Genomic DNA, 19,441 nt, shown 5'->3' with positions numbered 1-19,441 from the left:
AATGGCAGAGCGATAAAGCAGAAAGAGAAAAATATGTTAAAAAAGAATGATATGATTGAAGTTGAAATCGTGGATTTGAGCCACGAGGGAGCAGGGGTGGCCAAGGCAGAAGGCCTGGTTTTCTTTGTGGAAAATGCCCTGCCGGGTGAACTCATCCGCATGCGCGTGCTCAAAGTCAACAAAAAGATTGGCTATGGTAAGGTGGAGGAATTTCTTCGTACTTCAGACCAGCGCAATGAAAATCTTGATATGGCCTATCTACGTACGGGGATTGCCGACTTGGGGCATCTGAACTATCCAGCTCAGCTGGACTTCAAACGCAAGCAGGTCAAGGATAGTCTCTATAAGATTGCTGGTTTGTCTGATGTTGAGGTACCGCCGACACTTGGTATGGAGCAGCCGCTGGGTTACCGTAATAAGGCTCAAGTGCCTGTCCGCCGTGTCAATGGCCAGCTGGAAACAGGATTTTTCCGGAAAAATTCCCATGACCTCCTGCCGATTGAAGATTTCTATATTCAGGACCCAGTCATTGACCAAGTTATCCTTTTTACACGTGATTTGCTGCGTCGTTTTGACCTCAAACCTTACGATGAGCAAGAAAAGACTGGACTCATTCGCAATCTAGTTGTTCGCCGTGGCCATTATTCAGGGGAAATCATGGTAATATTGGTCACAACTAGGCCTAAAATATTCCGAGTGGAGCAGCTGGTGGAGCACTTGACAGAAGCCTTCCCAGCTATAAAGTCCATCATGCAGAATATCAACGACCAGCCGGGCAATGCGATTTTCGGAAAAGACTGGCGAACGCTTTATGGCCAAGACTACATTACCGACCAGATGCTGGGAAACGACTTCCAGATTGCCGCGCCGGCCTTTTACCAAGTCAATACCGAAATGGCTGAGAAACTCTATCAAACAGCCATTGATTTTTCCGAACTGACAGCTGATGATGTGGTGCTTGATGCTTACTCGGGTATCGGAACGATTGGGCTCTCTGTTGCTAAGCAGGTCAAGCAGGTCTATGGTGTCGAAGTGATTCCAGAAGCTGTCGAAAATAGCCGAAAGAATGCGGCAATCAATGGCATTACCAACGCCAGCTATGTCTGCGCTCCTGCTGAAGAAGCCATTCAAAACTGGCTTAAAGAGGGCATCCAAGCGGATGTTATCCTAGTCGATCCACCAAGAAAAGGCCTGACCGAGAGCTTCATCAAAGCCAGCGTCAGCATGGGGCCCAAAAAAATCACTTATATCTCCTGCAATGTCGCAACCATGGCGCGTGATATCAAACTCTATCAAGAATTAGGATATGAGTTGAAGAAAGTACAGCCGGTGGATTTATTTCCGCAAACGCATCACGTTGAGGCGGTATCACTGATTGTACGATCTGAGGCATCAGCGAAGTAGAAGTAGATGCTCCGCCCAAGGGATAGGACTCATAGAATGAGGAGGGAAACCGACGAAATGATACGGAAAGTCTGAACCGCTGAGTGTGTGTGTTTGTTTGAGAAACGTAGTTAACCCTCAAAAGTATCAATTTTCATAGCAAGTTCCTCTTTAGGAGGTTAGATAGATAGTATGATTTATTTGGTTAATTAACGGAGCATGTCTCAGTTGACTCGGTTTAGCTACGTAGCAATTAGGTATAGAACTTGTGTTCTTGATAAATTTTAGCTTTTAACATGGAGGTTTTAAAGAGATGATAAAGATTAATTGGGATAAGATAAAGACTCGCTTAGATGCTTTGGTCGTCATTGATGAGTATCTAACAGATCCAAACAAGGATTGGCTTCGACTGGTGGTTAAGACTAAGGAAAGCTATGGAGTCCGTTATCTTGTTGACAATGGTTCCGGAGATTCTTTGGATGTGATTTTGATTGACCAACTGATTCTCATAAAAGGTTTTGATCACGAAAATAGTTTAAGCCAGTTTGCTGCAGACGAGTGGAATCAAGACATCATAGATGGATTTTATAAAGGTCTGGATAAAAAGTATCAAAAGCTTTATTCAGAAGACCAAAAAGATGAAACAACTTTCTTTATTTGGTATGACGGTCAAGTGCATCAAAAAACCTACCAAGATCAGGACGGTGGTGAATGGTTATTATCCTATTTTTTTGATAGCTTTGAAAGATTTCGTGAATTTGTGACTAACTATTATTCAATTACCGTAGATGAGGCCTTACTAAGAAAACTATACAATTATGGACATCTTTCAGAAGTAGAATTAGAACAATTGATTCGCACTGTCTAGATTTAGGCATTTATGAAGTGGGATAATTATTAATACCAGAATGTCTTATACTTATATAAAATTAAAACTATAATGTGACTGATATAGTTCGGCACGTGAATGGAATAGAAAGGATTGTTTGATGAAAAGAGAACCAATGATTATGGAAAAGGAACGTTTGGGAGCCTTTATTGACGCTGTGTTAGCCATCGTTATGACTATTTTGGTTTTGGAGCTGGAAAAGCCAAAAACCTTTGATTTACAAGGACTATGGGAACTTAGAACAAATTTTCTTGCCTATGGTATTTCTTTCTTTTGGCTGGGAGCTATGTGGGTTAATATCCATTCATCTTCGCATCTCATTAAAAAGGTCAGCCAAAAAACGGTCTGGGCAACTATTGTCATGCTCTTTTTCTCCTCCCTCTTTCCCTATACCACACAGCTCATAGCAACCCATTTTGACAATGGTAGCATGCAAGCATTCTATGGAGTAATCGTCTTACTCATTACCTTTTCAGTATTATGGTATTACCGTACTTTGGACGAAGTGAATAACGTAGCTCAGATGCATGAGCTACGTCAAAAACGAAAACGTTGGATGCGATGGGATATTGGCATTAAAATGTTAGGGCTCATCTTGTCTCTGACAGTCTTCCCAGCAGGAGTAGGACTGTCAGTCCTAGTAACACTTTTATTTATTGTTATCCCGAGACAATTTAAAGTCTGATTGTTTAATCAACTCAGCAGCTCTTTCTGAGAACGGTTTTACTGCTTTTGATGCTGAGATTTTTGAATTTATATTGTCATGTGTTTCGTTTAATGGTTTCATTCAAATATTCAGGCTCCTATTATATTCCCGTCTAGAAAAAACGACCATCTAAGTTGGTAGATAATTTCAGGAGGTTTATACGCTATGCTTAGATCTTATGTGACTAAAAAGTATTTATTCTTCTATTTTGTGGCAATTATGATTACTTGGTTGGAGGCTGTTATTACACCGGCTTTGATTCAGTATATTGTCTCTAGTTTTACCAATCACCAGTTGCATTTGCTGTGGCAGGTCTTGATTTGGGGGATTGTGGGGAATTTGATTCTCTTGCTAGGTTTGGCGGGGAAACGTTATTACTATGCACGAGTGCTGACGGACTTCAAGTTGGGGATTAAGCAGGCTATCTTTCAAACTTTCTTATATAGCCGTCGGATAGCAGATGAAGAGGTTTTGTCCGACCTGGAAAATGATGTGAAACAACTAGAAGATAACTATATTGAGCCGACTGTCATTATCATTTCTTCTTTGGGATTTACAACTGTCTCCATCTCTTATGCACTTTGGACTAATTTTTATCTTGGCTTGCTCTTTATCATTTTTTATTCGATACCGGTTCTTTGTAGTAGCATAGGTTCCAAACGTCTGGATACGATTACTAAGCAGAAGTCCCTAGCTAACCAAGGCTACGTCTCTCAAGTGACCAATATGATTGCGGGTGCTCGTTCCATACGGCATTATCGGGGACAAAGCTTGTTTTACAATCTTTTTTCCAAAGATTTGCACAAGGCTTTAGAGCAAGAAGTCGCCTATGAAAAGCAACGGACGATAAACAGTCTCTTTATCAATGGAATTGATGCCTTTTGCTCTGTTGCGCCTATTGTCATTGGTGGTTTCATGACCTATTATAACTACCTATCTGCAGCCAGCTTTGTTGGGATTTACCTAGTATCGCATAATATTGGCTACCAATTTCAGGAGCTATCTTATTTTATTAATACTAGAAAATCAGCTAAGTCTCTTTGTGATAAATATCAAAACATGCTGGGAGATGAGTTGACGATGCCTTCTGTTCTTGCAAGTTCCGTCTTTCCGATTCAGTTAGAGCAAGTCAGTGTAGAGCGTGATGGTCAAGAAATCCTAGCCCCTTGTGACCTTACCATTGAGGAAGGGGAAAAGATCGCCATTATCGGAGAAAGCGGATCAGGAAAAACAACCTTACTGAACCTCATATATGGAGAAATCAAGCCTAGTCAAGCTCGGATTCGCTACCATGGACAAGAGCTAAGCTCGGATGAACTCTATCAGGCAGGAGCCTACATTCTCCAGTCCAGTCATGTCTTTGACGGATTGAGCCTAGAGGAAAATATCGCTCTGGGGCAAGAACTGGATTCTGTAAGGATGGAAGAGATTCTGCAGCAAACCGGTTTGAAAGATCTCCAAGGGAAAACACCTAGCAATCAAACTCTGTCAGGTGGTGAGAAGCAGCGGCTAGAAATTGCCCGCGCTCTCTATCACAATCGTCAATTTATCCTGGCTGATGAGGTCAAGGCCAATCTGGATCTAAAAAACCAAGAGAAAATCAGCCAGCTTCTCTTCTCTCTCCCACAAGCAATTATAGAAGTGATTCATCATTATAGTGAAGAGGACTTGAAGCGCTATGATAAGGTTATAAAACTGGTGAGATAGGTGGGACATAGATTTCAGAAAGGAGTGGCAGAGCCCACTCTTTTTTGTGAGTTGGTGAATAAGATGATTAGCTTTTTTCCCATTTATAATATACAATAAAGTTAACAAAGGAGTATAGAAGAGCGGCGTAATGGATAATAAAAAACAACTCCGTCTTAAAATATCGGTACAAAAATGTCAAACGAAGATTATGTTGAAGAACATAATGAACGACTGAATAATTTTAAAAGCTTAAAAAATAAAGCGATTTTCTTGAATTAGAGTTTGGACTATATAGTAGTGTTGTAAAGTTAATCGAGGAGTTATTGATGGAGTTTATTAGTAAGATAGCCATAAATAAAGGCTGGTCAGATGATAAAAAGTATTGTGTTACCGACCAGAACCAGCAAGAATATTTATTGCGTGTTTCTGATAAAGAGAAGTTAGATTCTAAGAGAATTGAATTTGATATAATGGAGAAAGTTGCTTTTCTTGGAGTTCGTATGAGTAAACCGATTAAATTTGAACTCTGCGGTGACGAAGTGCATTCTATACACGAGTGGATAGATGGAAGAGATGCAATAGATAGCATTTTAACTTATTCAGAAAACCAACAATACACATACGGTGTAGAAGCAGGAAAGATACTTAGAAAGATTCATACAATTCCTGCTACAGAAGTTTGTGAAGACTGGGAAATCTTTTTTAATCGAAAAATTGATGATAAAATCTCCAAATACAAAGAATGTCCCGTCCAATATGAAAGTGGGCAGGTCTTCATTGATTTTTTGAACGAAAACCGTGAACTGCTAAAGAATAGACCCCAAGTTTTGCAACATGGTGATTATCATATTGGGAATTTCATAATTGGAGAAGATCGTGAGATTTATGTGATTGACTTTGATCGTTTTGACTTTGGAGATCCTTGGGAGGAGTTCAATCGTATTGTGTGGTCAGTTCAAGTATCTCCCTTTTTTGCATCAGGTATGATAGATGGATATTTTGATGACAAGGTTCCAGATTTATTTTGGAAACTTCTTGCTGTTTACATTCTAAGTAACCTAGTTGGTGCTCTTCCATGGGCTATTTCTTATGGAGAAGAAGAAGTATCAATAATGCAAAATCAAGCTAAGGAAATTTTAGAATGGTATGATTATATGAACCAATTAGTCCCAAGTTGGTATATGAACAAGAATAATACTGAATAAGCGTTGGAATATCAATTTGGAAAAAGAAAAGAATTAAATGAAATCTCAAAATTGAAACTACTATTAAGCCTTGTCTCCAAGGCTCTTTAATATTCCCTGATATATCTCCTATTCCCAAACGAGAACAATGGCTTGCAATCCTTTTTTTAAAATAGTATACTAGGGCTAGTCTATGGAATCGTTTGCATAAAGTTGAAGCGACTTTAAGAAAGAGAAATATTTAGGAGATAAAAATATGGAATTAACAGCCATTTATCATAGACCAGAGTCGGAGTATGCCTACCTTTATAAAGAAGGTCAAGTGCATATCAGAATAAGGACTAAGAAAGAGGATATAGAGAAAATCGTTTTGCACTATGGCGATCCCTTTATTTTTCTTGAGAATTCTTATGAAGATGTAAAAGAGATGGTCAAAGTGACCTCTGATGCCTTATTTGATTATTGGCAAGTAGCAGTGTCGGTTGATTTTGGTCGGCTCCAGTATCTCTTTGAGCTGAGGGATAAAGAGGGGCAAAGTGTCTTGTATGGAGATAAAGGTTTCACTGACAATAGTCCAGAAAACCTTGCTTTGGAGGGCAATGGTTTTAAACTGCCTTATATTCACGAAATTGATGGTTGCCAGGTTCCTGAATGGGTCTCCAAAACGGTCTGGTATCAGATTTTCCCAGAACGATTTGCCAATGGAAATCCTGACCTTTCTCCAGAGGGAGCGTTATATTGGAATGCTGCTATCAGCCCTAAGACTACGGATTTCTTTGGTGGGGATTTACAAGGGATTATTGAACATCTGGATTATTTGCAAGACTTGGGCATTACAGGGCTTTACCTTTGCCCCATCTTTGAATCTCCAAGCAATCACAAGTACAATACGACGGATTACTTTGAAATTGATCGACACTTTGGGGACAAGGAAACCTTCCGTCAACTGGTGGACCAAGCTCATCAGCGTGGCATGAAGGTCATGCTGGATGCGGTTTTTAATCATATGGGCGATCAATCCGCTCAATGGCAGGATGTTCTCAAGCATGGTGAAAATTCAGCTTACAAAGACTGGTTCCACATTCAAGAGTTCCCAGTGATGAATGACAAGCTTGTGAATCACAAAGAACTCCCTTATCATACATTTGCTTTTGCCAGCTATATGCCTAAGTTAAATACGGCAAATCCTGAGGTGAAAGACTATCTCTTAAGCGTTGCGACCTATTGGATTGAATATTTTGATATTGATGCTTGGCGACTGGATGTAGCCAATGAGGTTGATCACCAATTCTGGCGAGATTTCCGCAAGGCCGTTTTGTCCAAAAAGCCTGACCTTTATATTCTTGGAGAAGTTTGGCATACCTCTAAGCCTTGGCTAAATGGTGATGAATTTCATGCTGTTATGAACTATCCTCTATCCGATAGTATCAAGGACTACTTTTTGAGCAGGAGCAAGAAGACCAGTCAATTCATATCTGAAATTAACTGCCAGTCCATGTACTACAAGCAACAGATTTCTGAAGTAATGTTTAATCTCTTGGATTCGCATGATACGGAACGCATCTTGACGACAGCTAAGGGTGATATCCAGCTGGTCAAATTAGCACTCGCCTTTCTCTTTTTACAAAGAGGGGCGCCTTGTATTTATTATGGGACTGAGCTAGAATTGGGCGGAGGTATGGATCCGGATTGTAGACGGGTCATGCCTTGGGACCGGGTTTCCAATGACAATGACATGCTCAATTTTATGAAGAACTTAATTCAGCTTCGCAAGGATGTTGCGGAAATTATTCAGCATGGGAGATATATTCTAGAAGAAATCACTCCTGATGTGCTGGCTTTAGAGTGGGAAGATGATCATCAAGTAATCCGGGCCATTTTTAATCAGTCCAAAGAGAATTATCTCTTAGACAGAGATTCAGCTGATTTAGTGAGTCATTGCCAAACTGATGATGAGAAACTTGTCATCTTACCAAAGGGATTTGTAGTTTATTGTGATGAGTCTTGCATTTGAGATGTGTTTAGCTAATATCTTAATTCTATGATGTATTCTAAATAAGATAAGAGAAGTCGAAAGATTATTCTATTTTTGTAATTACTGTAATTATCTGTTATAATATTCCTAAGGAGGAAGCAAGATGGCAGTAAAAACTAGAAAACAAGGGAATTCTATAACAATAACAATTCCAAGTGAATTTAATATTCCGAGTGGCGTGCATTACGATGCTAAATTGTTACCGAGTGGCGAAATTGTCTTTACTCCAGAAAAGACTGAAAATCAGGTTACTTATATTTCTGACGAATCTTTTGAATTGGATTTAGATAATATTTTTGATGAATACGATGATATTTTTAAAGCTTTGGTGGAAAAATGACAGTCTATTTAACAGAAAAGCAAATTGCAAAGATTAATACTTTAGTTATTCAGCGCTATTCTCCGAAAGAACAAATCAAGACGATTAGTCCATCAGCACTAAATATGATTGTGAACTTACCTGAACAATTTGTTTTTGGGAAACCTCTTTATCCATCAATCTTTGATAAGGCGACAATTTTATTTGTCCAATTGATAAAAAAGCATGTTTTTGCTAGTGCTAATAAACGAACGGCTTTTTATGTTTTAGTAAAATTTTTACGATTAAACGATTATCATTTTTCTGTTACGCTTGAAGAAGCGGTTGAAATGTGTGTAAGAATAGCGGTTGAATCCCTGTCGGAGCAAAATTTAAAAAACTACTCAAAATGGGTTTCTGAACATTCGTTTCGTAATGATAACGATTAAGCTTTAACTATGCAAAGGAGTGCAATCTTATGCCTAGACCGAAAACTAAAGAAGATTTGCTGTTAGCTGCTAAGGAAAACTATGAGAAGTTACAAACTCTCATTTCCAAATTGTCTGATCAAGAGTTAAATACGCCTTTTGATTTTTCTCGGGATGAAAAGAAGAAAGAGGCCCATTGGAGACGAGATAAAAATGTAAGAGATGTTTTGATTCACCTCTATGAATGGCATCAGCTCTTGTTGAATTGGGTGCATTCCAATCAAAAGGGTCAAGATCAACCCTTTCTTCCTGCGCCCTACAACTGGAAGACTTATGGAGAGCTGAATCTGGAATTTTGGAAGAAGCATCAAAATACTTCTCTAAAAGAGGCAACTGAGATCTTTCATCAGTCCCATCAAGATGTTTTGAAGTTGGCAGACACATTTACAAACGAAGAATTATTTTCAAAAAAAGTCTATAAATGGGTCGGAGGGACTGTACTAGGTTCCTATTTTGTAAGTGCTACTTCCAGCCATTATGATTGGGCTATAAAAAAGTTGAAGGCTCATCAGAAAAATTGTAAAGCAAAATAGTCAATTGAATACAAATAGTGGAGAGAAATAAGAATGAAGAAATACAGCAAAATAATCATGTCCTGCGCCTGCTTAGCTTTGGCTTTGGGGCTGGTGGCATGTGCTAGTTCGCAGAAAAATAAAGAAACAAGTCAAACTACATCGACTTATTCAAATCTAAACAGTAAAAAGAGTGTCGAAGAAGTTAAGAATTTGTTGGCAGCCGACTTGGATAAAGACAGTGTCGATAACTTTGTCAATCTAGTCAATGACTACAATGGACTTGTTGGCTCTACTGGATTAACGGGCGATTTCACTAAATTTACCAAAACCGAATATGATGTGGAAAAAATCAATCCTCTGTGGCAGGCAAAGAAGGGCGATTTTATCGGGACAAATTGTCGGATTAATACCTATACTTTGTTGAAAAATAGCATCGACATCCCTCAAATAGAAAAAGATGACGAACTCTTGTTCATAGATAATGATTCGATTGACAAGGGCAAGCTTTTTGATGCCAAGGATAAGGAAGAATTTAATATCTTATTTTCTAGAGTCAAGACTGAAGCGACTCAAGATGTAAAAGTCCATGCTAAGAAGATGGAGGAATACTTCAAGCAGTTCAAGTTTAGTGAAAAAGCAAGGATGCTTTCAGTCATTGTTCATGACAATCTTGACGGTGATTCTCTCTTTGTAGGCCATGTCGGTGTCTTAGTTCCAGACAAAGACGGATATTTATTTATCGAAAAGCTGACCTTTGAAGAGCCATACCAAGCAATCAAGTTTGCGACCAAGGAAGATGTCTACAAATACTTGCAGACAAAATATAAGGACTACACAGGGGAAGGTCTGGCCAAACCTTTTATCATGGACAATGATAAGTGGGTAGAGGGTAAGTAATGTGCTTTAGTTAGCATTAAGAAAATAGAACTGGGAGATTAAGCGTATGGAATTAAAAGATTTTACAGAAAAGGAACAGGAGCAGATCAATCAAGGGCTCAGCACTGCAGAAATTTCCGATAAGGAAGCTGCTAAAAAGATTTTAGCACTTGTGCCCCAAGAGTGGATTAAGAGGATTCCTTTCTTCGTGAGAGGGCATGCGACGACCAAGACCGTTGAGCGAGTTGCTAAGCAATATCCTGAACTTTATGCTGTAGCCAAGCAGCAAGGCGAACTTCCTGACAAGGAAAGAGAAGAATTGCGCGTGATTATGACAAGCATTTTTGAAGAAAAGATGAATAAGCATAAGATTAAATGAGTACTTACTTTGAAAGAAGTGAGAGCCATAGGAAGTCACTGGAAGCAGTGGCTTTTTCGTTTTTTATGGATATGATGAGGATGGTCACTAAGACTGTCTTTAGATGATGGGTTTTAATCGGGCTTTGGGACTATTCTCCATGAGAATTATTGGCAAAAATGGTATAATGTTCCTATATTTTCTAGAGGAAAAGGCAGGCTATGAAATTACTTTATACAGATATTCGCCATTCTTTGACCAAGGTTTTAGTGGCTGAGGCTGAGAGCTTGGTGGCGGCTGGTAAGCGAGTCTTTTATATTGCGCCAAATTCGCTATCTTTTGAGAAGGAGCGGGCGGTTTTGGAGTGTCTGAAGAACAAAGCTTCCTTTGCCATTACGGTGACGCGCTTTGCCCAGATGGCCCGGTATTTTGTCCTTAATGATGTTCGGCAAGGGCAGAGTTTGGACGATATTGGTCTGGGAATGCTGATTTATCGAACCTTGACAGAGCTGGATGATGGAGAGCTTAAGGTCTATGGCCGGATTAAGAAGGATCCCCAGTTTATCCAGCAGCTGATGGATCTTTACCATGAACTGCAGACCGCCCAGATGTCCTTTGCGGATTTGGAATTTCTTGAGGAGCCTGAGAAGCGGGAGGATCTGGTCAAGATTTTTACAGCGGTGACTGCTGCTCTGAATAAGGGGGATTTTGATTCGTCTTCTCAGCTTGCTGCTTTTGCCCAGCATATTCTGTCAGGTGATACAGATGAGGAATTGGAGAATTTAGCCCTGGTCATCGATGGTTTTACTCGTTTTTCTGCTGAAGAGGAATACCTAGTCGGTCTTCTCCATCGAAAAGGTGTGGAGATTGTTATCGGGACCTATGCCAGTCAAAAAGCCTATCGAGCAGCCTTTCGTGAGGGCAATCTCTATCAGGCCAGCGTGGATTTTCTGCGAAAACTGGCCGAGGACTATCAGGTCAAGCCTGACTATATCCCTCATGCGGGAGCAGAAGATGCCTTTGGACGGATTTCTAAGATTTTGGAGAGTCGCTATGACTTTTCAGAATCAACGGTTAGTCTTAGTGAGACAGACCGCTCGCGGCTTCAGATTTGGGCTACTATGAACCAGAAAGAAGAGCTGGAGTATGTGGCTAAGTCCATTCGGCAGCGGGTTCATGATGGTGTGCGCTATAAGGATATTCGTCTGCTTTTGGGAGATGTGGAAGCTTACCAGCTTCAGCTCAAGACCATTTTTGACCACTATCAGATTCCCTATTATCTGGGGCGGAGCGAGTCGATGGCCCAGCATCCGCTGGTTCAGTTTGTCGAGTCCTTGGAGCGGCTCAAGCGCTATAACTTCCAACTGGAAGACCTGCTCAATCTCTTAAAGACAGGGCTCTACGGAGATTTGACTCAGGAGGAGCTGGATCATTTTGAGCAATATTTGCGCTTTGCGGACATTAAGGGGGCAGGCAAGCTAGCCAAGGATTTCACGGCTAATAGCCAAGGGAAATTTGACCTAGACAGTCTCAATCATATTCGTCGTCGGGTTATGTCTCCATTGCAAGACTTTTTCAAATCCCGCAGTCAGACGGCGTCAGGGCTCTTAGTTAAGTTTACGGAGTTTGTCAAAGCAGCTAGTTTGTCTGACAATTTGAAGGCTCTGCTGCAGGGAGCAAGTCAGCAGGAGCAGGAACGTCATGAGGAAGTCTGGAAGTCTTTCAGCCATGTTCTAGAGCAATTTGCTCAGGTCTTTGCAGATAGTAAGGTCAAACTAGACGATTTTCTGGCTTTGGTCTTATCAGGCATGCTTTTGTCTAACTATCGGACGGTGCCAGCAACGGTAGATGTGGTCAAGGTCCAGTCTTATGATCTGATAGAGCCTTTAGCAGCTCCTTACGTCTACGCGATTGGACTGACCCAAGAGCGTTTCCCGAAAATCGCGCAAAACAAGAGTCTGCTCAGTGATGAAGACCGGGCTCGACTCAATGACACAACGGATTCTCAGGCAGAACTGCAGATTGCCAGCTCAGAAAATCTCAAGAAGAATCGCTATACAGCCCTGTCGCTGATTAATTCTGCGACCAAAGAGCTGGTCTTGTCTGCGCCAGCCTTGGTCAATGAAGTAGAGGACAGCATGTCGACCTATCTGCTGGAATTGACTGCAGCACCGATTTCCTTGCCCATCATTGTCAAAAAGCCTCAAGCTTCCAGTGACGATATTGGCAGCTACCGAGCTCTCCTGTCTCAAATCATCGAGCTTCACCAAGAGGAGATTGATCGAGAGTGGACAGCAGAGGAGCAGACTTTTTGGGCAGTGGCTGTGCGGGTTCTCCGCAAGAAATTGGCAGCACAAGGCATCAGCATTCCGCAAATCAGCAAGGAACTGAAAACGGAGTCTTTGCAACCTGAAACTCTGCAAGCTCTTTATCCAAAAGATCAGCCCCTCCGACTTTCAGCGTCAGCTCTAAACGAATATTTCCGGCATCAGTATGCTTATTTTCTCAAGTATGTTCTGCGCCTGCAGGAAGAGTGGACCATTCATCCAGATGCTCGAAGTCACGGGATTTTCCTCCACCGGATCTTTGAAAGGGTCCTACAGGATGATTCGTCGGCTGATTTTGACCGGCGTTTAGCACAAGCTATGGAAGAGACCAGCCGAGAGGCCGAGTTTGAGAGCATCTACAGTGAGTCAGGACAGACCCGTTTTGCCTGCCAGCTCTTGCTAGATACGGCGAGGGCGACCGGCCGCGTGCTGGCTTATCCAAGCGGGATTGAGACCATTGGCGAGGAGACTGGCTTTGGGTCAGCTTCTAAGCCTTTCCTGACTTTGGAAAATGGCAGAGCAGTGACCGTGAGCGGTAAGGTGGACCGGATTGACCGTCTGACCAAGACCGAGAGTCTGGGAGTGGTGGACTATAAGTCTGGCGATATTAAGTTCAGCTTTGAAAAGTTCTTTAATGGGCTTAATTCTCAGCTGCCGACCTATCTGGCGGCGATTGAGGAGTTAGCAGACTATCAAGAGGATAAGGGAACTTTTGGCGCCATGTATTTGCAGATGACCGATCCGATTGTGGCGCTTAAAGATACCAAGACCTTGGCGGATGCAGTCAATCAGTCTATGAAGCCACTCCAGTACAAGGGACTTTTTGTGGCTGATGCTGTCAAGGAGCTTGGTCCGCTCTATGAAAAAAATAAGACCAACTTGCTAAGTCAGGAAGACTTGGACTTGCTGCTGGCCTACAATGCTTATCTCTACAAAAAAGCTGCAGAAGGCATTCTATCAGGCCATTTTGCAGTCAATCCTTATACAGAGAATGGGCGAAGCATTGCTCCTTATGTAGAGCAGTTTAAGGCCATTACTGGCTTTGAAGCCAATCTCCACCTAGGACAGGCACGCCAGCTAGAAAAGCTGGATGCAAGTAAGTTTGATAGGCGGCCGACTGGTGAGAAGTTGCGCCAGGCCTGGCTAGAAAAGATGAGGGAGGAGCTGGAAAAATGAAGAGAATTCCTTTTTTAACTGCAGAAGAAATTGCTCTTAAGCAAGCCCAAGAAGCTGCTTCGGACAAGCCGCAGAAAAAGACGGCAGAGCAGATTGAGGCCATCTACTCCTCTGGCCAGAATATTCTGGTCTCCGCTTCGGCCGGATCGGGTAAGACTTTTGTCATGGTCCAGCGGATTATCGACCAGATTCTTAGAGGTGTTGCTGTCAGCCAGCTCTTTATCTCGACCTTTACTGTCAAGGCGGCAGGCGAGCTAAAAGAGAGGCTGGAGAAGGAACTGGGTCAGGCCTTGAAAGAGGCTGAAAGTCCTGAACTCAAGCAACATTTGGCCCAGCAATTAGCTGACCTGCCCAATGCTGACATTGGCACCATGGACGCCTTTACCCAGAAAGTGCTTAGTCGCTATGGTTACCTGCTTGGTTTGGCACCGAATTTTCGAATTCTCCAGTCTGCCAGTGAGCAGCTGATTCTGCAAAATGAAGTTTTCAGCCAAGTGTTTGACCGTTACTATGACAGCGAGCGTCAGGCTTTGTTTAGCCGTTTGGTTAAGAACTTTACTGGTAAGCGCAAGGATTTATCAGGTTTCCGGGAGCAAGTTTATCGGATTTACAGTTTTCTGCAGTCAACCAGCAGCCCTCAGCGCTGGCTGGAAGAAACCTTCCTCTATGGCTATGAGCACAGCGACTTTGCAGCAGAGAGAGAGAGGATATTCGGTCAAATCAAATCAGCCCTTTGGGAGCTGGAAGCTTTCTTTTCCGCCCATTTGGAGCATGAAGGGAGAGAGTTTGCGGGCGCCAAGTATCAGGAAAATGTCCAAGATGCTCTGACCGTCTTAGCAGGCCTGAATGAATTGTCATCGATAGAGGACACGGCTCAGATTCTCAAGCAGATCGTGGCACTTTCCCAACTGTCCAATGGTCAAGCCTTTACAGCTCGGGTTGGCAAGAATGCAGACGAGCTCAAAAAAGAAATGGCCAAGGACTACAATGAAGCCAGAAAGCCTATGATTGAACGGCTGCGTAGCTTTGACCAGCAGCTTTATCAACTGGACTTTATCGAGCAGCATCAGGATGAATGCCTGCCTCTGGTTGAGCTTCTGCGGGGCTTTGTGGCGGACTTTGCACAGGCTTACTTGGAGCGAAAGAAAGCGGAAAATGCCTTTGAATTTGGTGACATCAGCCATTTTGCTATTGAGATTTTAGAGACATTCCCAGAGGTGCGTCGCTTTTATCAGGAACGCTACCACGAGGTCATGGTGGATGAGTATCAGGATACCAACCACACGCAGGAGCGCATGCTGGACTTGCTTGCCAGAGGGCAAAATCGCTTTATGGTGGGTGATATCAAGCAGTCTATCTACCGTTTCCGTCAAGCTGACCCGCAGATTTTCAGTGATAAGTTTAAGGCCTATCAAGAGGATAGCAGTCAGGGCAAGCTAATCGTCCTTAAGGAAAATTTCCGTAGTCATCTTGAGGTACTGGAAGCGACCAATGATGTTTTCAAACGCCTGATGGATGAAGAAGTTGGGGAAATTGACTACAATGAAACCCACTATTTGGTGGCGGGAAATCCAGCCAAACGTGAGCCTAATCCAGCTAACCGCGCTTCTTTCTTAATCTATGAAGGCTCTAAGGAGAGTCCGGAAGAGGAGACTGATGAGGGCTTGCCACAGGCAGTATCAGCTGGGGAAGTGGATCTAGTCATCAAGGAAATCATTCGCCTGCACAATGAAGAAGGAGTGGCTTTTAAAGATATCACGCTGCTGACGGCATCCAGAACCCGAAATGATTTGATTTTAGCTGCCTTTGAGCAGCACCAGATTCCGCTGGTACCAGATGATGGTTCAGCAAACTATCTGCAGTCGGTTGAGGTCTTAGTCATGCTGGATACCCTTCGGACTATCAATAATCCGCTGAATGACTATGCCTTGACCGCCCTTCTTAAGTCTCCTATGTTTGACTTTGGTGAGGACGAGCTGGCTCGGCTGTCCCTGCAGGCCAGTCAAGAGCGTTCTCAGGAAAATCTCTATGAAAAATTGCTCAATGCCCTTGAAGGTAGAGGTTTGCACCCTGCTTTAGTCACCCAGGAACTGCAGAAAAAATTGCAGCATTTCCATGAAACCCTGCAAAGCTGGAGGACCTATTCCAAGACGCATTCCCTGTATGATTTGATTTGGAAGATTTATCAGGACCGTTTCTACTATGACATGGTGGGAACTCTAGCCAATGGTGCCCAGAGACAGGCCAATCTCTATGCTCTCTCTTTGCGGGCCAATGAGTATGAAAAGTCCAGCTTTAAAGGCTTGTCTCGCTTTATCGGAATGATAGACCGTATCTTGGAAAATCAGCACGATCTAGCCAGTGTGCCAGTGGCGGCGCCTAAGGACGCCGTTCGTCTCATGACCATTCATAAGAGTAAGGGGCTGGAGTTCAAGTATGTCTTCCTGCTCAATATGGACAAGGCCTTCAACCGTCAGGATAGCAGCTCTGCTATTATCCTCAGCCGAACCAAGGGAGTCGGCATCAAGTATGTGGCGGATGTATCGGTGTCTGTGGAAGATCCTTATGCGCCAAATCAGTTGCGCATTTCCATGGATACGCTGCCTTATCAGCAGAATCTAGCGGAGCTGCAGTTGGCCAGTTTGTCTGAGCAAATGCGTTTGCTTTATGTGGCCATGACGCGGGCTGAAACCAAGCTTTATCTGGTCGGCAAGGGCAGTCAAGAGACCTTGGATAAGCGTAAGTGGGGCAAGAGCCAGCAAGGGCGTTTGTCTGCCAGTCTGCGCAGCCAGCTCAGTAATTTCCAAGACTGGCTCTATGCCATTCAGGCTGTTTTTTCTGATGAGAATCTTGCCTACGAGACCCGTTTTGTTACTGATGAGGAGCTAACTGCTCAAGAGATAGGGCAGATTAATGAGCCTGTGCTCTTTCCAGCGGATGATTTGGCAGATAATCGTCAGTCGGACGATATCCGTCGGGCTCTGGATATTTTAGAAAGCGTGGATCGACTGAATAGCCAGTACCGTTCTGCTATTGAGCTGCCTAGTGTGCGAACTCCAAGCCAGATTAAGAAGTTTTATGAGCCAATCATGGATACGGACGGTCTGGATATCATGGATGAGCGAGCAGCTTTTCGGCCTCAGCCCAGCTTTGAGTTGCCTGATTTTGGCAAGAAAGCCAAAGTGACTGGGGCTCAAGTCGGTAGTGCCGTTCATGAGTTCATGCAGCGGATTCCTTTGGATAGCCGTCCCAGCATGGCTGTACTTCGTTCTGCCTTGGCTCAGGTTCAGGCTGATGACGCAGTCAAAAAGCAGATTCAGCTGTCTAAGATTGCATCTTTCTTTGAGACTGATTTGGGGCTCCTCTTGATTGAGAACAGTGACAGACTTCGTCGAGAAGCACCGTTTGCCATGCTCAAGAGAGATGAGGCCAGCGGTCAGGAATTTGTTTTGCGGGGGATTTTGGATGGTTACCTGCTCTTTGAAGACCGGATTATCCTTTTTGACTACAAGACGGATAAATATAAGGAGCCATCTGAGTTGATTGCTCGCTACCATGGCCAGCTAGACTTATATGCTCAAGCTCTCAGCCGTTCTTATGGTATTTCTCAGATTGAAAAATATTTGATTTTGCTAGGCGGTGAGCAGATGCAGGTGGTTAGGGTAGATTGATTAGTTTGTCATGTCCAGAAAGGAAGGAAAGCTGTGGAACAGTTAGAACGCATTCAAAGAATGGAAAAGCACCTGAATAAATATTCTCAGGTATTGGCAAGTGCTCAGGAAGCTTTAGCTGAGCTGGAGCGCTGCCAGTTAGATTATATCCAGCTGAGGGACTACTATACTGATCAGAAATTTTTTGATGATTTAGAGTTCTCGAATGGACCGGATTTCCCTGAAAATATAGCTTGCGGCGTCTTAAGTGAAGATGCTGTCTATGATCTGATGGGGGAGCATTTTGAAACAGCAATTAATCTGTTGGATTTGTCTAGTGTCATGCTGAAAGAGCGTTAATACATTTAGAAAGAAAAAAATATTTAATTTTTTTCAATTTTCCTCTTGCTTTTTAATAAAAATTCATGTAGAATATTCAACAATAAATTGAAAGCGATGAGAGAAAAAGTCTAAGACAAGAAACAGAGAGTGCCTGATGGTGAGACGGCATGCAATCCTTAGACGACACATTCTTGAGTGCGGATGCGAAATCAGTTAGCAGTCTGAGACTAGTGTCCGACGGCTGATTGCCGTTATTAATCTGGAGTCCCGTACTCCCAGAGGGTCCTCAGGCGACTGGGGTCCGAATAAAGGTGGAACCGCGTGTCAACGTCCTTGCAAAGTTTTTTTGCGAGGGCTTTTTATTATATTTAAATCAGAAGGTTCCCCCTATTTTCCTTTAGCAAAGCGGTAAATTTCGTCTTTCATTTATTAGAAGTTCTAAAAGATAAGAGGTGGCAAGATGGTTAAGCTAAAAGGTCTCAGGCAAATCAATCCCTATGTAGCGGGGCAGCAGCCCAATGAGCCAGACATGATTAAGATCAATACCAATGAAAATGCTTATGGGCCAAGTCCTAAGGTGGCAGAGGCCCTGCAGAATTTTGATGCCCAGGACTTGCGCAAATATTCCAGTTTGGATCAGGCGGAGCTCTGTCAGGTTTTGGCGGCAAATTTGGGTGTATCACCCGACCAGCTCATTATTGGTAACGGCAGTGACGACATCTTGTCCATGGCTTTCCTGGCTTTCTTTAACAGTGGCGAGTCGGTCTTATTTCCGGACTTGACCTATGGTTTTTACAAGGTCTGGGCCGACCTCTACCATGTGCCTTTTCGAGAAATCCCACTGACAGATGGTTTTGAGGTCCATCCGTCAGATTATTTTGGAGACAATGGCGGCATTATCCTAGCCAATCCCAATGCCCCGACGGGGATTTATCTGCCGCTAGATCAGTTGGAGGAAATTCTGGCGTCCAATCAGGATGTGGTAGTGGTGGTGGATGAGGCCTATATTCACTTTGGCGGTCAATCTGCCCTGTCTCTGCTAGACAACTATCCCAACCTCTTTATCACACGGACTTTTTCCAAGGACGCAGCCTTGGCTGGTCTGCGGGTGGGCTACGGCATTGGCCATCCGGACTTAATAGCTGTCATGAAAGCTGTCAAGGACTCCATCAATCCTTACTCAGTGGATATGTTAGCAGAGCGCTTAGCTCTTGCGGCAGTGGAAGATTGGGATTATTATCTCGAGACCGGTAGAGCCATTCAAGATACCCGAGATTGGTTTGCTGGGGAATTGGCTGCGCTGGATTTCCAAGTCCTGCCCAGTCAGACCAACTTTGTCCTAGCTCAGCCAACTAGAATCTCTGCAGCAGAGCTTTTTCAGCAGTTAGAGGAGCGTCAGATTTATGTGCGGTATTTTCCAAAAGCAGAACGAATCAAAGACTTTCTGCGCATCTCTATCGGACAGCGAGAGGAGATGGAAGCAGTCCTGGCAGCTATCAAGGAAATTTGCAGCAGCTGAGGGTTT

The 19,441-nt window shown here is 43.1% G+C and carries 15 protein-coding genes; all 15 read left to right on the top strand.

The features are described 5' to 3' along the window. The first annotated feature begins 33 nt into the window (after window positions 1-33). The 15 genes from rlmD to hisC all read left to right on the top strand — a co-directional run bounded on the left by rlmD (window position 34) and on the right by hisC (window position 19,435). A complete protein-coding gene (gene rlmD, locus SSV_RS06715; RefSeq protein WP_072074195.1) occupies window positions 34-1,404 on the top strand; it encodes a 23S rRNA (uracil(1939)-C(5))-methyltransferase RlmD in 1,371 nt (456 codons plus the stop codon). 292 nt (window positions 1,405-1,696) lie between these two features. Next, a complete protein-coding gene (locus SSV_RS06710; RefSeq protein WP_072074194.1) occupies window positions 1,697-2,251 on the top strand; it encodes a hypothetical protein in 555 nt (184 codons plus the stop codon). 142 nt (window positions 2,252-2,393) lie between these two features. Beyond that, the gene (locus tag SSV_RS06705; RefSeq protein ID WP_072074925.1) at window positions 2,394-2,957 is read left to right on the top strand and encodes a TMEM175 family protein; all 564 of its coding nucleotides are present in this window, start codon (window positions 2,394-2,396) and stop codon (window positions 2,955-2,957) included. A 186-nt stretch (window positions 2,958-3,143) separates the two neighbouring features. Then, window positions 3,144-4,685: a streptosactin export ABC transporter GggC gene (gene gggC, locus SSV_RS06700; protein WP_072074193.1), complete on the top strand. Its 1,542-nt coding sequence runs from the start codon at window positions 3,144-3,146 to the stop codon at window positions 4,683-4,685. A gap of 308 nt (window positions 4,686-4,993) precedes the next feature. Further along, window positions 4,994-5,872, top strand: a complete 879-nt coding sequence (locus SSV_RS06695) for a phosphotransferase family protein (RefSeq protein WP_072074192.1) — start codon at window positions 4,994-4,996, stop codon at window positions 5,870-5,872. 235 nt (window positions 5,873-6,107) lie between these two features. Next, entirely contained in the window at window positions 6,108-7,865 is a 1,758-nt protein-coding gene (locus tag SSV_RS06690; protein ID WP_072074191.1) for a glycoside hydrolase family 13 protein, read from the top strand. Window positions 7,866-7,989: 124 nt separating this feature from the next. Continuing rightward, window positions 7,990-8,226, top strand: a complete 237-nt coding sequence (locus SSV_RS06685) for an AbrB/MazE/SpoVT family DNA-binding domain-containing protein (RefSeq protein WP_002897305.1) — start codon at window positions 7,990-7,992, stop codon at window positions 8,224-8,226. Next, window positions 8,223-8,633 carry a type II toxin-antitoxin system death-on-curing family toxin gene (locus SSV_RS06680; protein WP_072074190.1) on the top strand — a complete coding sequence of 137 codons (411 nt, stop codon included), beginning with the start codon at window positions 8,223-8,225 and terminating at the stop codon, window positions 8,631-8,633. Before SSV_RS06685 ends, SSV_RS06680 begins: the two co-directional genes overlap by 4 nt. Before the next feature lie 29 nt (window positions 8,634-8,662). Next, window positions 8,663-9,205 carry a ClbS/DfsB family four-helix bundle protein gene (locus tag SSV_RS06675; RefSeq protein WP_072074189.1) on the top strand — a complete coding sequence of 181 codons (543 nt, stop codon included), beginning with the start codon at window positions 8,663-8,665 and terminating at the stop codon, window positions 9,203-9,205. A gap of 33 nt (window positions 9,206-9,238) precedes the next feature. Next, window positions 9,239-10,084, top strand: coding sequence for a DUF4300 family protein (locus SSV_RS06670; protein WP_072074188.1), 846 nt, complete (start codon window positions 9,239-9,241; stop codon window positions 10,082-10,084). Between the two features lie 46 nt (window positions 10,085-10,130). Continuing rightward, a complete protein-coding gene (locus tag SSV_RS06665) occupies window positions 10,131-10,442 on the top strand; it encodes a hypothetical protein (RefSeq protein WP_072074187.1) in 312 nt (103 codons plus the stop codon). A 200-nt stretch (window positions 10,443-10,642) separates the two neighbouring features. Beyond that, entirely contained in the window at window positions 10,643-13,924 is a 3,282-nt protein-coding gene (rexB, locus tag SSV_RS06660; protein WP_072074186.1) for an ATP-dependent nuclease subunit B, read from the top strand. Next, window positions 13,921-17,595: a helicase-exonuclease AddAB subunit AddA gene (gene addA, locus SSV_RS06655; protein WP_072074185.1), complete on the top strand. Its 3,675-nt coding sequence runs from the start codon at window positions 13,921-13,923 to the stop codon at window positions 17,593-17,595. Before rexB ends, addA begins: the two co-directional genes overlap by 4 nt. A 33-nt stretch (window positions 17,596-17,628) precedes the next feature. Further along, on the top strand, window positions 17,629-17,934 hold the full coding sequence (locus SSV_RS06650) for a DUF4298 domain-containing protein (RefSeq protein ID WP_072074184.1): 306 nt from the start codon (window positions 17,629-17,631) through the stop codon (window positions 17,932-17,934). 442 nt (window positions 17,935-18,376) lie between these two features. Then, on the top strand, window positions 18,377-19,435 hold the full coding sequence (gene hisC / locus SSV_RS06645) for a histidinol-phosphate transaminase (RefSeq protein ID WP_072074183.1): 1,059 nt from the start codon (window positions 18,377-18,379) through the stop codon (window positions 19,433-19,435). Window positions 19,436-19,441 lie beyond the last annotated feature (6 nt).

This window comes from Streptococcus sanguinis (assembly GCF_001078705.1).
In the GTDB taxonomy this organism is placed as follows: Bacteria; Bacillota; Bacilli; order Lactobacillales; family Streptococcaceae; genus Streptococcus; species Streptococcus sanguinis_D.
This window is presented reverse-complemented; position numbering and strand designations above follow the sequence as displayed.

Excerpts from the sequence above, each read along its gene's own strand:
- SSV_RS06670 (WP_072074188.1), top strand. The coding sequence starts at position 9,239 with ATGAAGAAATACAGCAAAATAATCATGTCCTGCGCCTGCTTAGCTTTG.
- rexB (WP_072074186.1), top strand. The coding sequence starts at position 10,643 with ATGAAATTACTTTATACAGATATTCGCCATTCTTTGACCAAGGTTTTA.
- hisC (WP_072074183.1), top strand. The coding sequence starts at position 18,377 with ATGGTTAAGCTAAAAGGTCTCAGGCAAATCAATCCCTATGTAGCGGGG.
- SSV_RS06675 (WP_072074189.1), top strand. The coding sequence starts at position 8,663 with ATGCCTAGACCGAAAACTAAAGAAGATTTGCTGTTAGCTGCTAAGGAA.
- gggC (WP_072074193.1), top strand. The coding sequence starts at position 3,144 with ATGCTTAGATCTTATGTGACTAAAAAGTATTTATTCTTCTATTTTGTG.
- SSV_RS06705 (WP_072074925.1), top strand. The coding sequence starts at position 2,394 with ATGGAAAAGGAACGTTTGGGAGCCTTTATTGACGCTGTGTTAGCCATC.
- addA (WP_072074185.1), top strand. The coding sequence starts at position 13,921 with ATGAAGAGAATTCCTTTTTTAACTGCAGAAGAAATTGCTCTTAAGCAA.
- SSV_RS06710 (WP_072074194.1), top strand. The coding sequence starts at position 1,697 with ATGATAAAGATTAATTGGGATAAGATAAAGACTCGCTTAGATGCTTTG.
- SSV_RS06690 (WP_072074191.1), top strand. The coding sequence starts at position 6,108 with ATGGAATTAACAGCCATTTATCATAGACCAGAGTCGGAGTATGCCTAC.
- SSV_RS06695 (WP_072074192.1), top strand. The coding sequence starts at position 4,994 with ATGGAGTTTATTAGTAAGATAGCCATAAATAAAGGCTGGTCAGATGAT.
- SSV_RS06680 (WP_072074190.1), top strand. The coding sequence starts at position 8,223 with ATGACAGTCTATTTAACAGAAAAGCAAATTGCAAAGATTAATACTTTA.
- SSV_RS06665 (WP_072074187.1), top strand. The coding sequence starts at position 10,131 with ATGGAATTAAAAGATTTTACAGAAAAGGAACAGGAGCAGATCAATCAA.
- SSV_RS06685 (WP_002897305.1), top strand. The coding sequence starts at position 7,990 with ATGGCAGTAAAAACTAGAAAACAAGGGAATTCTATAACAATAACAATT.
- rlmD (WP_072074195.1), top strand. The coding sequence starts at position 34 with ATGTTAAAAAAGAATGATATGATTGAAGTTGAAATCGTGGATTTGAGC.